Annotated in this window: 14 protein-coding genes; 10 read left to right on the forward strand and 4 right to left on the reverse strand. The window is 48.3% G+C overall.

Annotated elements, in window-relative coordinates:
- Positions 1–108 precede the first annotated feature (108 nt).
- The 4 genes from tpiA (at position 109) to V7676_RS03450 (ending at position 3,965) form a co-directional block, all read left to right on the forward strand.
- Entirely contained in the window at positions 109–855 is a 747-nt protein-coding gene (tpiA, locus tag V7676_RS03435; RefSeq protein ID WP_335658897.1) for a triose-phosphate isomerase, read from the forward strand.
- A 157-nt stretch (positions 856–1,012) separates the two neighbouring features.
- Positions 1,013–1,417, forward strand: coding sequence for a preprotein translocase subunit SecG (gene secG / locus V7676_RS03440; protein ID WP_335658252.1), 405 nt, complete (start codon positions 1,013–1,015; stop codon positions 1,415–1,417).
- A 124-nt stretch (positions 1,418–1,541) separates the two neighbouring features.
- A complete protein-coding gene (locus V7676_RS03445; RefSeq protein ID WP_335658253.1) occupies positions 1,542–3,173 on the forward strand; it encodes a CTP synthase in 1,632 nt (543 codons plus the stop codon).
- Positions 3,174–3,278: 105 nt separating this feature from the next.
- Positions 3,279–3,965, forward strand: a complete 687-nt coding sequence (locus V7676_RS03450; protein ID WP_335658254.1) for a Crp/Fnr family transcriptional regulator — start codon at positions 3,279–3,281, stop codon at positions 3,963–3,965.
- 177 nt (positions 3,966–4,142) lie between these two features.
- Here V7676_RS03450 and V7676_RS03455 read toward each other — a convergent pair whose 3' ends face one another.
- Together V7676_RS03455 and V7676_RS03460 are read right to left on the reverse strand one after the other, a co-directional pair.
- Positions 4,143–4,622, reverse strand: a complete 480-nt coding sequence (locus V7676_RS03455; RefSeq protein ID WP_335658255.1) for an Hsp20 family protein — start codon at positions 4,620–4,622, stop codon at positions 4,143–4,145.
- 115 nt (positions 4,623–4,737) lie between these two features.
- Positions 4,738–4,965, reverse strand: a complete 228-nt coding sequence (locus V7676_RS03460; RefSeq protein WP_335658256.1) for a hypothetical protein — start codon at positions 4,963–4,965, stop codon at positions 4,738–4,740.
- 135 nt (positions 4,966–5,100) lie between these two features.
- On the opposite strand from V7676_RS03460, the gene V7676_RS03465 reads away from it, so the two are divergent.
- The 5 genes from V7676_RS03465 to V7676_RS03485 all read left to right on the forward strand — a co-directional run bounded on the left by V7676_RS03465 (position 5,101) and on the right by V7676_RS03485 (position 12,860).
- A complete protein-coding gene (locus tag V7676_RS03465) occupies positions 5,101–6,351 on the forward strand; it encodes a lipoprotein-releasing ABC transporter permease subunit (protein ID WP_335658257.1) in 1,251 nt (416 codons plus the stop codon).
- Positions 6,344–7,027, forward strand: coding sequence for an ABC transporter ATP-binding protein (locus V7676_RS03470; protein WP_335658258.1), 684 nt, complete (start codon positions 6,344–6,346; stop codon positions 7,025–7,027). The genes V7676_RS03465 and V7676_RS03470 overlap by 8 nt, the downstream gene beginning before the upstream one ends.
- A gap of 101 nt (positions 7,028–7,128) precedes the next feature.
- A complete protein-coding gene (locus V7676_RS03475) occupies positions 7,129–7,602 on the forward strand; it encodes a glutathione peroxidase (protein WP_335658259.1) in 474 nt (157 codons plus the stop codon).
- 95 nt (positions 7,603–7,697) lie between these two features.
- Positions 7,698–11,207 carry a DNA polymerase III subunit alpha gene (dnaE, locus tag V7676_RS03480; protein WP_335658260.1) on the forward strand — a complete coding sequence of 1,170 codons (3,510 nt, stop codon included), beginning with the start codon at positions 7,698–7,700 and terminating at the stop codon, positions 11,205–11,207.
- 45 nt (positions 11,208–11,252) lie between these two features.
- On the forward strand, positions 11,253–12,860 hold the full coding sequence (locus V7676_RS03485; RefSeq protein WP_335658261.1) for a long-chain fatty acid--CoA ligase: 1,608 nt from the start codon (positions 11,253–11,255) through the stop codon (positions 12,858–12,860).
- Positions 12,861–12,889: 29 nt separating this feature from the next.
- Here V7676_RS03485 and V7676_RS03490 read toward each other — a convergent pair whose 3' ends face one another.
- On the reverse strand, positions 12,890–13,318 hold the full coding sequence (locus tag V7676_RS03490; protein WP_335658262.1) for a hypothetical protein: 429 nt from the start codon (positions 13,316–13,318) through the stop codon (positions 12,890–12,892).
- Between the two features lie 282 nt (positions 13,319–13,600).
- Here V7676_RS03490 and V7676_RS03495 point away from each other — a divergent pair, with 282 nt between their 5' ends.
- Positions 13,601–14,314, forward strand: a complete 714-nt coding sequence (locus tag V7676_RS03495) for a helix-turn-helix transcriptional regulator (protein ID WP_335658263.1) — start codon at positions 13,601–13,603, stop codon at positions 14,312–14,314.
- Between the two features lie 33 nt (positions 14,315–14,347).
- On the opposite strand, the gene V7676_RS03500 is transcribed toward V7676_RS03495, so the two are convergent.
- On the reverse strand, positions 14,348–14,740 hold the full coding sequence (locus V7676_RS03500) for a tryptophan 2,3-dioxygenase family protein (RefSeq protein ID WP_335658898.1): 393 nt from the start codon (positions 14,738–14,740) through the stop codon (positions 14,348–14,350).
- Positions 14,741–14,771 lie beyond the last annotated feature (31 nt).

A 14,771-nucleotide genomic window follows, 5' to 3' on the forward strand; every position in this document is an offset into this window, starting at 1 on the left:
AGCTATTCTGGGCAAACCTGTTTAAACTAAACATGTTTGGCAGACGTGAAGTTATTTGTTAGCGCGGGTATGATTCCAACTGGGAAATAAGCAAGGGGCAAAATGAATATGGTGAGCAGGAAATATATCGTCGGCAATTGGAAAATGAACGGTCTGCGCGACCAGCTAACCAATATCGCTGAAATAGCGAAGGTTGCTGACGAGTATCAAGCTGTTGATGTCGCTATCTGTCCACCTGTGACGCTTATTGCGCAAGCTGTTACCAATTTTCCCGGGTTTGCGATCGGCGCTCAGGATTGCCATTTCGCGAAAAGTGGAGCGCATACGGGCTGCCTTTCTGCCGATATGATCCGTGAGGCGGGCGCTTCCATGGCCATATTGGGCCATAGCGAACGGCGCGCTGACCAGCATGAAACGGACGCCGAAGTAAAATCGAAGGCCGAGGCGGCGCATAATGCTGGTCTTGGGGTTATTATTTGCGTTGGCGAAAGCGAAGAAGAGCGTGATGCAGGAAAGGCTGTTGAAGTTGTTTGCGGCCAGTTGGAGGGCTCTTTTCCTGATGGCGCTAATGTGGATTGGTTGACTGTCGCTTATGAGCCAGTTTGGGCGATCGGAACTGGGCGCGTGCCAAAAGCCGCTGATGTAGAAGAAATGCATGCTGCTATCCGTAACGCACTAAGAAATCTGATGGGCGAACGTGCAGGGGGCGTGCGTATACTTTATGGTGGTTCAATGAACGGTGGAAATGCATCGGAATTGCTTTCTATTCCCAATGTCGATGGCGGTCTTGTTGGAGGCGCAAGTCTGACGGCGGAAAAATTTGGACCTATTATCGAGGCTGCGGCCGCGTTCTGACGGGGTGATGTGGTTCGTGTTTAGCTGGCTTGTTCCTATCCGTTAGCTTTTGGTTTGCTATAGTCGTCGATAACATGCAGTTTCATCGCTTGAACTCGTACTGACCAATCGCTATGTGCGCTGTTCTCAGTTAAACTATTACGTTCGGACCTTTTGCATGTTTTTATTTCTTACCGTTGTTCAGGCGATTGTCGCAGCTGCCTTAGTTGGCGTTATATTGATGCAGCGGTCAGAAGGTGGCGGACTGGGAGTGGGCGGTAGTCCATCCGGAATGATGTCTGCGCGCGGCGCAGCAGATTTATTGACCCGCACAACGACGGTGCTGGCGGCTTTATTTGTGACCTTGTCCATTTCCTTAGCCTTTTTGGCGGCATCGGAAGGTCAGCCTTCTACTATCGATCAGAGCTTGGAGCGTGACACCAGCGCTCCAATATCTCAGACCCAACCTGCAGATAGTGTGCCTTTAGCCGGTGACGATCCCTTGGCTGCCGCCGCCGTTCAAGCGGGTTCATCCAAGGAACAAGCGCCAGCCGTTGATGGAACGGTTCCGCTCGATCAATAGTCTCTCCAATTGACGGTTGTGACTGTGCGAATGCGAAAAATATTTCGCATAAAAAAATAAATATCGTTTTTTCGGATTCGCGTGCTTGCCATTTCCACTGGACACGCCTTAAGCCTCTCCTCCCATGGCGCGATATATTTTTATTACCGGCGGTGTGGTCTCCTCACTTGGCAAAGGTCTCATGGCAGCGAGCCTCGGCGCGCTTCTTCAAGCACGTGGATATTCGGTGCGAATCCGCAAGTTGGACCCTTATCTGAACGTTGATCCGGGCACGATGTCGCCTTACCAACATGGTGAAGTCTATGTGACTGACGATGGTGCAGAAACCGATCTGGACTTGGGACATTATGAGCGCTTTACCGGCGTTCCGTCGCTGCAATCGGACAATGTTACATCCGGACGAATCTATCAGTCGATTATTACCAAGGAACGCCGAGGTGACTATCTTGGTGCGACAGTGCAGGTCATCCCTCATGTTACTGATGCGATTCAGGAGTTTGCTCAAGACAAGCTCGACGGCATAGATTTCGTGCTTTGCGAAATTGGCGGAACGGTTGGCGATATTGAAAGCCTGCCATTTATTGAAGCGATTCGGCAACTGCGCAATAAAGTGGGCCGCGCCAATGCGATTTCGGTTCATGTGACGCTGGTTCCCTATATAGCTGCCGCTGGAGAGTTAAAGACCAAGCCTACGCAACATAGCGTACGGGAGCTGACGTCTTTGGGAATCCAACCGGATATCTTGTTGTGCCGCTGCGAGCACCCTTTGCCAGATAGTGAGCGCTCAAAAATTGCTCAATTCTGCAATGTTCGGAAGGAAGCGGTGATCCCAGCGCTGGATGCCAGCAGCATCTATAATGTACCGCTGCAATATCATAATGAAGGCCTGGATCGCGAAGTTTTAAACGCATTCGGGATAATTAATGCACCGGACCCGGACCTAACTCGCTGGACCGATGTAATGGAGCGTATCGAGAATCCAGAAGGTGAAGTCATTGTGGGTGTAGTCGGTAAATATGTCGGTCTGCAGGATGCCTATAAATCCCTTCAAGAGGCGCTGTTCCATGGCGGATTGGCGAATCGGGTAAAAGTGCAAGTGCGATGGCTTGATGCCGAAATGTTCGAGGATGCCAGTGATTTGGCCGCTAAACTTGAACCGTTGCACGCGATCCTTGTCCCGGGCGGCTTTGGTGAGCGTGGTAGCGAGGGGAAAATCGGTTCTGTACGGTTTGCACGAGAACATAATGTACCATTTTTCGGTATTTGTTTGGGTATGCAAATGGCATGTGTCGAGGCTGCGCGCAATCTTGCGGGCATTGATACCGCGTCGACGACTGAATTTGGTGAAACGGATGAGCCTATAGTTGGATTGATCACCGAATGGATGACCGAAGAAGGGCTCCAAAAGCGGGAATCGGGTGGCGATCTTGGTGGAACCATGCGGCTTGGAGCTTATGAAGCGCACTTGAGGCAAGGGTCTAAAGTGAGTGAAATCTATGGTTCGGACGTAATTAGTGAACGGCACCGGCATCGCTATGAAGTGAACAAGGGCTATGTTGAACGGCTCGAGAAGACGGGCCTGATATTCTCCGGTATGTCGCCAGATGGTGAACTTCCAGAGATTGTTGAGCGCCCAGACCATAGTTGGTTTGTCGGTGTGCAATATCACCCGGAATTGAAGAGCAAACCCTTTGACCCGCATCCACTTTTTGCCTCTTTCATTGAGGCGGCGGTAAAACAAAGCCGACTTGTCTAATTTATCCAATCCTTTTTACACCAAGTGACTATTGTCACAGTCAGGCAATGAGAACTGGTTATCAGGACGTTTACTTATTGCAACGAACTGGGTTGGAGCAGAACAGTGAAGGCCGAAGAACTTGCAGGCATATTGGCAGAGCATAGTTTATTCGCTGATTGTGACGAGGCGGAATTGGCAGATTTGATATTGCGTGGGCATTTCGTGCAATATGAAAAAGGGGATGATTTGATCATGCAGGGCGATCCGGGCAATTCTTTGCTGATATTATTATCAGGCAATGCACGGACCAGCATGGTCGCTAGCAATGGCCATGAGATTGTCTTGGATTATGCTGAGCCGGGACAGGTCTTGGGAGAAATTGCTTTGCTCGATGGCGGTGAAAGAACCGCGAGCGTAACGGCGATTGAACCGACCACCGCACTAACGATAACGCGCGTAGCCTTCGAAGATATTTTGAAAAATCACAAAAATATGGCTTTACGGCTATTAAAGGTGATGGCGAACCGTATTAGAACAGCCAACACCATGATAGAGGGCGATCGCGCTTACACATCGGGGCCGCGACTTGCTCGCTATTTGTTGAGATTGTCAGTCGTTGGCGCGGAAGAAGGGCGTTTAAAACTAGATTTGAGTCAAAGCGAACTTGGCAATTTTGCCGGGATGTCGCGTGAACATATTAATCGGCAACTTTCAACCTGGTCAGAAGATGACATTGTTTCGGTTGAAAGCGGAAAGGTACGGATATTGAATCACGCCGTCCTTTCCAACATTGCCAATGCGGATTCTTGAACGAAGTTGGCCATTTGCGACCCGGGCTAATTTCGTCAAGAGTGACACCACGCGGGTGTCAGGGGCAGTCGGATCCTCATCTGGCTGCCCCATTTTTTTTGGGAATCATAAACGGAACTTAGAAAAAAAGGCAGCCAAGGCTAATCGGCTGCCCTTCATTTTGCTTGAGGTTAGCGGCTAGGCAGCCTTTTCCTTGGAATTTTTAGGTTTGTGATCAATCTTGGTGACATTGTCCCCAGCGTTGATCTCAATTTTTTGTGGTTTCATTGCATCGGGGATTTCACGCACCAAATCGATGGATAGCAACCCATCGCTCAAAATTGCATTGTCAACACGAACAAAATCGGCAAGTTCGAAACGGCGTTCAAAATTGCGGTTGGCAATCCCCATATGTAGAAATTGCTTTCCTTCATTCTCATCACTGCCCTTGTTACCAGCCACTAAAAGCAAATTTTGCTGAGCGGTGATTTCAATCTCATTATCTTTGAATCCGGCTACAGCAAGCGTAATCCGATAATGATCTTCACCGCTGCGTTCGATATTGAAGGGGGGGTAGTTTTCTGATTGCTGGGCGCGGGCATTATTCTCAAGCAAGTCGAAAAGCCGATCAAAACCAACGGTTGAGCGGCGATAGGGGGTGAAATCAAAACGGTTCATCTTTTTATCCTCTTTAGAGCAATTAAAATTATGGACCCAAATGGCGTCCGGTTTTGTTTTGCGAGATCCAAAAAAGGCATTTCGCTTAATAAAGATATTATTGGATTTTGGGATTTCAAGAGGGCGTAACGGCGAGATATTGTTCGGGAAACAAAAACGCCCGGAGCCATTTCTGACCCCGGGCGAAAATGGTGACGATAATATCGTCCCCCTGTTTTCCTGTCTTATTCAACACCGGTTGTCCCCCAACACCCGGTGGAACCAGATAGGATCCCTGAACCATGACCTTTAGACGGCAATCGATTCTGTCACTATCTCTGATCGGAATGGCCTCTATTGTCATGCAAATTTTCATAAATTTGAAATATTGGTTCAGGCTTGTGTCATAATGGCAACAGCATTTTAACCAGCACAACTCTTGCCTGCGACGTCTCACAACCGTAAAGCCACAATAGTTTTTCAGGAAGATCAAACTCCTATGCTCCTATCCCGTTATGAATGGATCATCGCAAAACGTTATCTTCTCCCGGGCAAGGGGGAAGGTTTCATTTTCTTAGTCGCAAGTATCAGTTTGGTCGCTGTGATGTTGGGCGTCGCCGCATTGATCGTTGTGATGAGCGTGATGAACGGCTTTCGCGCCGAATTGTTCGATAAAATTGTCGGCTTGAATGGTCATGCCGTTATTCAAGGCTATGGTGGACGCCTTCCTGACTGGCGTGACTTGCTCGAGGATACAAGAAATACTGAAGGCGTTGTTTCGGCTTCTCCTTTAATTGAGCAGCCTCTTCTCACCACATTTAATGGGCGGGTTGAAGCCATTTTAGTCAGGGGGATGCTCGTTCCCGATATTCTTAACAATGAAACATTGGATGGAAAGACGATTGCGGGAGATTTAAGTCGTCTCGTGCCAGGTGAGGGGCGTGTGGGTATTGGAAGCCGGTTGGCTACGGCTTTGGGCGCCCAAGTGGGAAGCCGCATCACGGTTATCAATCCGCAAGGTAGGTCAACACCCTTTGGTACAGTTCCGCGCGAAATATCTTATGAGGTTGCCGCGATATTTGAAGTGGGTGTTTATGATTATGACAAGGCCTTTGTCATCATGCCTTTGGAAGATGCCCAGACCTTGATGCTATTGGGCGATCAAATTGGTATGATTGAAGTTAAGACAAATGATGCTGATAATGTCGCAGAAATCATGGCACCGCTTTACCCAAAGGTGGCGGACCGCGCCGTGATTACAGACTGGAAGGCTATGAACGCATCTCTGTTTGAGACTCTTCAGGTTGAGCGTGTGGTGATGTTTGTGATTTTATCCATCATTATATTGGTGGCGGTTTTCAACATTTTATCTTCATTGATTATGTTGGTCCGGGCAAAAACGCGCGATATTGCTATCTTGCGGACGATGGGGGCCTCACGGGCTTCTTTGACGCGGATATTCGTTACTGTCGGGACAGCGATAGGGACATTAGGTATCGCAGCCGGTATAATACTTGGCTTGATAGCGATATATTTTAGACAGAATGTGATCGGCTTCGTCCAGATTATTACAGGTCAAAACCTTTGGGATCCGTCGATACGCTTTTTAACTGAATTGCCCGCAAGAACAGACCCGATGGAGGTATTTGGCATCGCCATGCTTGCGCTTCTGTTCAGCTTTCTTGCGACCCTTTATCCCGCCTATAAAGCGGCGAGTACGGATCCAGTGCAGGTGCTGCGTTATGAATGAATTGAGAAATAAAGTTGTTGAACTGCGCAATGTGAAGCGGAGTTTTAAACAGGGCGATGTGCAGATAGACGTTCTTCAGGGTGTCGATCTTGATATTCGATCAAATGAGATTGTGGCACTGCTCGGCCCTTCGGGATCTGGTAAATCAACCTTGTTACAAGCAGTCGGCTTGCTCGAAGGCGGGTTTGAGGGATCGATTAAGTTGAACGGCGAAGAAACGGCTCATATGTCAGCCAGCGGGCATACGAGAATACGACGGGAATTATTGGGTTTTGTTTACCAATTTCACCATCTATTGCCTGATTTTTCCGCACTGGAAAATGTGGTCATGCCGCAGCTAATAGCCGGGATATCGCAGTCCGATGCTGAACAGCGCGCAGCCTCTTTGCTTTGTAACCTTGGACTGGGCGAGCGATTGGATCATAAGCCCAGTAAATTGTCGGGCGGTGAGCAGCAACGCGTTGCTGTTGCGCGAGCGCTGGCAAATGCGCCAAAGCTGGTACTGGCCGATGAGCCGACAGGAAATCTGGATGAAAAAACCGCCGATATAGTTTTGGCTGAGCTTATGGCTTTGGTTCGCGAAGAAGGTAGTGCTGCGTTAATCGCCACGCATAATGAGCGCTTGGCTGCGAAAATGGATCGCGTTGTTCGACTACATGACGGAATATTAAGTTAGTGTTTTCATAGTGAAGCGAGATAGGCTTTGACTTTTCGTAGATGAATATCGATCTGATGTAGTTCATCGGGGTAAAAAATTGCAAAGAACGGGGTGCATCTATGCAAATTGCAGAATTTGAAATTAAGCAAGCAGATGGTTCGATAGCGGACCTGTCCAAATATAAGGGCAAGGTACTGCTTATCGTAAATACTGCTTCGAAATGTGGCTTCACTCCGCAATATGAAGGGTTAGAGAAACTCCATAAAGAATATTTTGATAAAGGTTTGGAAATACTTGCCTTTCCGTGCAACCAATTTGGACATCAGGAACCCGGGGATGCGGAAGAAATTAAAAATTTCTGTACGCTGAATTATGACGTAAGCTTTCCGTTAATGGCCAAAATAGACGTTAACGGCAACGATGCTGACCCATTGTGGAAACATCTAAAATCTGAAAAATCAGGTCTGTTAGGGTCACGAATTAAATGGAATTTCACCAAATTTCTGATTGATCGTGATGGCAATGTTGTGGCCCGGCATGGGCCGGCTGTGAAGCCTCAACAGTTGAAGAGCGAGATTGAAGCGCTGCTTTAGCAAAACGCTCAACTAGTTGTGGAAAACAGGTCGATAGATTCCACTAGCGTCATCTGTGCGTAGTCAAAACAATGTTACCGCGCTAGAGCTTGAGAATGTCACAGATTCCCTTCGTTCATCTGCGCTCTTTTTCAGCCTATACCATCCTAGACGGCGCGATGGAGCCGAAGGCAATTGGTGCTGTCGCCAAAGAGCGGGGTTTCCCGGCGGTAGCATTAACCGACCGTATCGGTCTGTTTGCTTCGATGGCATTTGATGACGGTTGCCGTGCTAACGGTGTCCAACCCATAACGGGTTGTTTCTTAAGAGTAGCCCGTCCCGGTAGCAGCGGGAGCGACAAGCCTGCATTAGACTGGATTGCGCTATATGCGCAGAATGAGGACGGATATCAAAACCTATGTAGGTTGGTCTCGGCATCCCATCTGGACCGCCCGGCGGATCAGGATGCACATATCCCGTTGGAGATGTTGGAACATCATAATACCGGACTTTTGGCATTGACTGGTGGAGGAGAGGGTGCCGTAGCTCGGTTGATTGCAGAGGAGCAGCAGCCGGAGGCACAAGCCTATCTAACGCAGCTTCAGCAATATTTTCCGGATCGCCTATATATAGAGCTGTCGCGCCGTGATGATCCGGTTGAAGTGGCCGCAGAATCCGGTTTAATTTCATTAGCGATGGACCGGAATATTCCTTTAGTAGCGACTAATCCGAGTTGTTATGCCGAACCCGGTTTCCATGAAGCCCATGACGCAATGAAATGTATCGCGCAGTCAGCTTATGTGGAAAATGATGATCGCGAAAAGCCTTCCCCACATCTATGGATAAAAAGTGCTCTTGTGATGGAGGACTTGTTCGCAGACCTTCCCGAAGCGTTGGAAAACACTTTGGTAATCGCAAAACGCTGTGCCTATTCACCCCCACGGCGGGCTCCCATCTTGCCCAGTTTGGCAGGTGATTTAGCGGGAGAAGTTGAGCAATTACGCCGCGACGCAACTGCGGGGTTGGAGGCGCGGCTTGCCCATCTTGGCGGAATAGAAGGAGAAGAGCGTCAGGAATATTTTGATCGGCTTGATTTTGAGATAAACGTGATCGTAAATATGGGGTTCCCCGGATATTTCTTGATCGTTGCCGACTTTATAAAATGGGCCAAGGATCATGATATTCCTGTTGGACCGGGTCGTGGTTCTGGTGCCGGTTCTGTTGTTGCATGGGCATTGACGATTACCGATCTCGATCCGATAAAATTGGGTCTGTTATTCGAACGGTTCCTGAACCCAGAACGGGTGTCCATGCCCGATTTTGATATCGATTTCTGTGAAACCCGCCGTGGAGAAGTTATCCGCTATGTGCAGGATAAATATGGCACAGGGCAGGTCGCTCAGATTATTACCTTCGGTAAACTAAAGGCGCGGGCGGTGCTGCGAGATGTTGGCCGTGTTTTGCAGATGCCATATGGTCAAGTTGACCGGCTGACCAAGTTAATCCCCAATCATCCGACTGATCCATGGGATTTAAAACGGGCCCTTAACGGGATTTCGGAGCTCGCGCAGGAATATAAGCAAGCTGATGTAAAGCGGCTGTTTGATCTTGCGATGAAATTAGAAGGACTTCCGCGGCATAGCTCAACCCATGCTGCCGGGGTTGTTATTGGGGATAGACCGCTTGATCAGTTGGTTCCGCTGTATCGCGATCCCCGCTCGGATTTGCCTGTAACACAATTTGATATGAAATTTGTCGAGCAAGCCGGTTTGGTGAAGTTCGACTTTTTGGGTTTGAAGACGCTTTCGGTCTTGAAAAAGGCAGTGGAATTTCTGGCAGAGCGTGACATTGAAGTCGACCTGTCTGCGCTCTCTTGGGATGATCCCAAGGTGTTCGAATTGCTGCAGAGCGGCGATACCGTTGGGGTCTTCCAACTTGAATCGGAAGGGATGCGCCGTACTCTCGCCGCTGTTAAACCCACGAATTTTGGTGATATTATCGCGCTGGTGTCGCTCTATCGCCCTGGTCCGATGGACAATATTCCCCTATTTGGCGATCGTAAAAATGGACGGGCTGAGCTGGCCTATCCACACCCTTTGCTCGAAGATATTCTCAAAGAGACATACGGCATCATCGTCTATCAGGAACAGGTGATGCAGGCAGCACAGATCATCGCCGGCTACTCGCTTGGCGAGGCGGATATGTTGCGGCGCGCGATGGGCAAAAAAATTCAGTCGGAGATGGATGTTCAACGCAGCATTTTTGTTGAAGGTGCTGCTAAAAACGGAGTAAATGGCCCGCAAGCGAACGAACTATTCGACTTAATAGATAAATTTGCAGGCTATGGTTTCAATAAAAGCCACGCGGCGGCCTACGCCTTACTTGCTTATCAGACAGCATGGCTAAAAGCTCACTATCCGCACGAATTTTACGCAGCATCTATGTGTTTCGATATGCATCAGAGCGATAAACTCAGTATTTTTGTCGACGATATCAAGCGGCTTGGTTACACTATATTACCGCCATCGATTAACAAAAGTCGGCCCAATTTTTCCGTTGAACAGCAGCAAGGTGCTTCGCTCACTGTTCGTTATGCCTTAGCCGGGCTTAAAAATGTGGGCGAGAAAGCGATGCAGTCGCTTGTGGCGGAGCGCGCTGAAAATGGGACGTTCCGGTCAATGGATGACTTTGCAAACCGAGTTGATCCGTCAGGAATGAATAAAAGGCAAATTGAAAGCCTTGCCGCTGCGGGTGGTTTTGATGAGCTGGAGCCCAATCGGGCCGCCGTTTTTGATGGAGCTGACATGCTGCTTTCGGTAGCTAACAGCGCGGCTGACGCCCGCATTAGTGGGCAGGGTGGACTATTTGGTGAAGGCGGAGCCGGCGATATGCAGGCGATCCGATTACCCGTAAATAGCAGCTGGAATCTTAGTGAGATCATGGTGCGGGAGCGGGATGCCTTTGGCTTTTACTTCGCCTCACATCCCGTAACCCAATTTCAGGCGATAACATCTTCCCATGGGGCAATGAGCTATGCGGCATTGTGTGAGGAGGGACCTATCGCCGAGGGGCAGCGAAAGCCAGCGGTTATGGCTGCCTTGGTCGAAGGTGTGCGATGGCGGGAGAGTAAACGCGGCAAGCGGTTTGTATTGGCAGACCTTTCAGATAGCAGCGGACAATTTTCGGGTAGCTGCTTTGAAGAAGAACAATGTGATCTGCTGGCAGAAATGGCGAAAGAGGGGAGCTGCGCTCTGCTCAACGTCGAATTGGATCAACGTTCTGACGACGAAAGTCCGCGGGTCGCTATTCGTCGGGCCCAGTCTATGGATGGTCTGGAAAAAACTACGCGTACCCGAATGGAACTGGATGTGCTCAATTTATATGGGCTTCAGGAGTTGAAGAATCTATTGGCACCGTTAATCGGCGGTAAGAGCGAGCTGATCGCCGCGGTTCCAAGCTTTGAGGGGGAGGTCGCGCATATATGTCTTGGTCGATCCTTTCAATTAGATGCACAAGTGGCGGAGACGCTCAACCATGTTAATGGGCTATCGAATATTCGCCTAGGGCCGGCCACTGGTTCGCGGCCGGTTCGGAACCGGAGGCCGAATTTAAGACTTGTAAGCTGAGCTGTTTCCATCAAAAAAGACGATATAGAATAATTGGAGAGATTAATGGCTGGTTCTATGCAGAATAGTGCGCTTAAAATTACGGCTTTGATTGACCATGCCGCGCGGGAACATGCCACGCGCGAGATTGTCAGCTATTGGGCGGACGGTTCTCTTACACGCAGCAATTGGGGCGATGTCGGTCTTGAATCGCGCAAATTTGCACAGGCACTTAGACGGCTGAGCATTAACAAAGGCGATCGCGTCGCTACAATAGCGATGAACCATGCGCATCATTTAACGAGCTGGTATGGCTGTGCGGGCATTGGCGGTATTCTCCATACGATAAACCCGCGCCTGTTCGAAGAGCAGTTGGTATATATCATCAACCACGCCGAAGACCGCGTCTTGTTGTTTGACAAGATGTTTACACCGATCATTGAAATATTGAAGCCGCAGCTGAACACGGTGGAACATTATATCCAGTTTGATGGTGAGAAGGGCGACTATCCCACATTCAGGGAACTTATTAATGCCGAAAACGGGAATTTTGACTGGGTGGATGTGGATGAGAGCGATCCTTGCGGCCTTTGTTACACCAGTGGTACAACCGGAAATCCTAAAGGCGTGCTGTATGAGCATCGTTCCAATGTCTTGCACGCCTTAACCGAAGTGCAGCCGGACATTATGGATCTGGCCACGCGTTCCGTGATGTTGCCGGTGGTCCCCATGTTTCATGCCAATGCTTGGGGACTGCCATTTGCCTGCGCCGCTGTTGGAGCCAAAATGGTGTTCTCGGCGAGCAACGAAGCAGAGGTTTTGTGGAAGTTGATCCGTGAAGAAGGCGTGACCCACAGTGCTGGCGTGCCTACTGTGTGGCTCTCCATGTTTGCTGACATGGACGAAAATGGTGGCGATTATGGCAATCTGCAAGTCATCACCATTGGTGGATCAGCTTGCCCGCGGTCGATGATTGAGCGTTTGATGAAAAATGGCATGCGGGTTGCTCATGCTTGGGGAATGACGGAAACTTCTCCTATCGGCACGGCTGGGTCGCTCCCTGCCAACTGGGATGATCTGGATTTTGATGCACAGGTGGATGTTATCAGTAAACAAGGTCGTCCGCCTTTTGGGGTTGAACTGCGTGTCGTCGATGAGGAGGGCACTGTCCTGCCCCGTGATGGCGTTTCCAGCGGAACGCTTGAAATTCGGGGGCCATGGACCATTCAGCGCTATTATCGCGCTGATGAAGATACAGTGGAAGATGATCTTTGGTTCGATACCGGTGATGTGGCGGTGCTTCATCCCGACGGTACCATGCAAATTACTGATCGCGCTAAGGATGTGATCAAATCAGGCGGTGAATGGATTAGCTCAATAGAACTGGAAAATGCTGCTGTGGGTTGCCCAGGTGTCGCAGAGGCTGCGGCCGTTGGTGTATATCACCCGAAATGGGATGAACGGCCGTTATTATTGGTAGTCAAGAAAGCCGGCGCAGACGTGACGGGTGATGATGTCATCGCTTTCTTGAATGACAAAGTGGCTAAATGGTGGTTGCCGGATGAAATCAAATTCATCGACGAATTGCCTCACACGGCGACCGGAAAAATATTGAAAAGGTCACTGCGTGAGGAATATAGGGATTATAAGCTGAAGAACCTCGTCGAATCTTGAACTGATAGGCGCATAATATCAATGACTGTTCAAATCGACGCCGCCGCGTTTGACTTAAAAATATCGCTTGTTTGCTGGATAACAAGCTCTGCATTTTCAAATCCAGGTGAGGTTAATGATAAATCATCAAGTGCGAGATCGAACTGATCATCAGTCATTTTCTTGCGCGCACAAATAAAACTGTCGGTATAAAGAACATTTAAATATCGCATGGTTGCTGAGTGAGAGATATCCATTTTATTTGAGAGTGTTGCAGCATTTATTGAGCAATCATCAATTTGGTGAATATATAATAACAATATTATATCCCAAAAATGGTCGGTAAAATATTCCCGGCCGAATAATTTGTTTCGATTCTGTCGGACTGATACTAATTCATGAATATTTATGTTATTTTTATCTTCTTTATGATTTTTATCAAAAATTATTGGATATATTCTTTCTATTTCTGTGATCATACTAATATATTCTAATTTTGTTATATAATTTTTTCATTACTTTTAATACATCAGTGGTTTCTATAAAGCACGTCACGCTCCCACGTGACAAACCTCTTAAAGGTAAGGGGTATCCTCTTTTTCGAGCATTGGCGAGTTCCCTAGATTCATGGCTCTTTTATACTATCCAATATTATTGGATAGGTTATTGTCTTTATCTAATTTCCTTGCGTAGAACAGTATAGTTGCAATGAAATTAGTGAACCCTCCAAGGCTCCTTGGCTGGAAAAGTAGGGCAAGACAGTGGTATTTAGGTGGAATCCGGTTGGTGACAAAAATACAGTTTCTTCTCAACTGAACGAATTATCGCGTCAGTTGATGGCTAACGGCGTGGCTGCGATATCATATCATATTACACCGCCGTTTTACTCCCAAGTGTCAAAGCGTTCATCGGTCTATCATTTTGGATATCCCGAGGAGATAGTCGCCACTTATTTGAATCCCAAAGTATTTGAATCCGATCCCATTCCCGATCATGTTATGAACATCGGGCACGTGATGACGTGGCGACAGGCCATAGCGGATCAAAAATTATCTAAAGACCACCTAAACTTTGTGAAGGCAGCGGAGAAACTGGGATTTATAGATGGGGTCGCGGTGCCGCTATTCGGTCCTAAAAGCAGAAATTCATATTTTTCGATGAATTTTGGTAAAAATATGTCAGCAGATGATGAGGCCATTGTCAGGCCATTGGTGGGTATCGCACAATCCTGCCACAGAAGGGTATGTGCTATCATAAACCAAAATAGTGATTCCGAACCAGCTCTTTCTGAGCGGGAAAGTCAGGTTCTATATTGGATCTCTCGCGGAAAATCTAACGCTGATATGGCGATCATATTGGATATCTCTCATGCGACGGTGGACTCCTATGTTCGCCGACTATTTAAAAAACTTCAGGTACACGACCGGATATCTGCCGTTATCATGGGATTAAGCAATTCCCTTTTGAAGTTATAGTAAATTCCTGATTTATAACGCTGTGCGTAGCGATCAAAGTTCAGGAAAGACGCGTTTGGGCAAGGTCGATTGCAGGTAAGAAACACCGGCCGTTCCACCGGTACCCAGCTTTCCACCGATAATGCGTTCTACCGTTAATACATGCTTGTCTCGCCAAGTGGCCATGGCATCGTCAAGATCGATCAATTTTTCGCCCAGTTGATAGAGCTCCCAATAGCGTTCGGGATCACGATATACCACTAGGAATGCTGCTTCTACTTCTGGTGACGGGACATGGGATAGACTGAAATCGTGTTCTAATTGATCTGGCGATATCGGAAAGCCTGCGCGCGCAACAGTTGCGATAGTATGATCCCAAAGGCTTGGCGTCTCCAATGCCGTTTGCATAGCGACTTGTGATTCTGGCCGGTCTTGCTGATACTTCAAAAAGGACTTGTCCTTTAACCCGAGCAGATAT

The organism is Parasphingorhabdus sp. (assembly GCF_036963805.1).
Classification (GTDB): Bacteria; Pseudomonadota; Alphaproteobacteria; order Sphingomonadales; family Sphingomonadaceae; genus Parasphingorhabdus.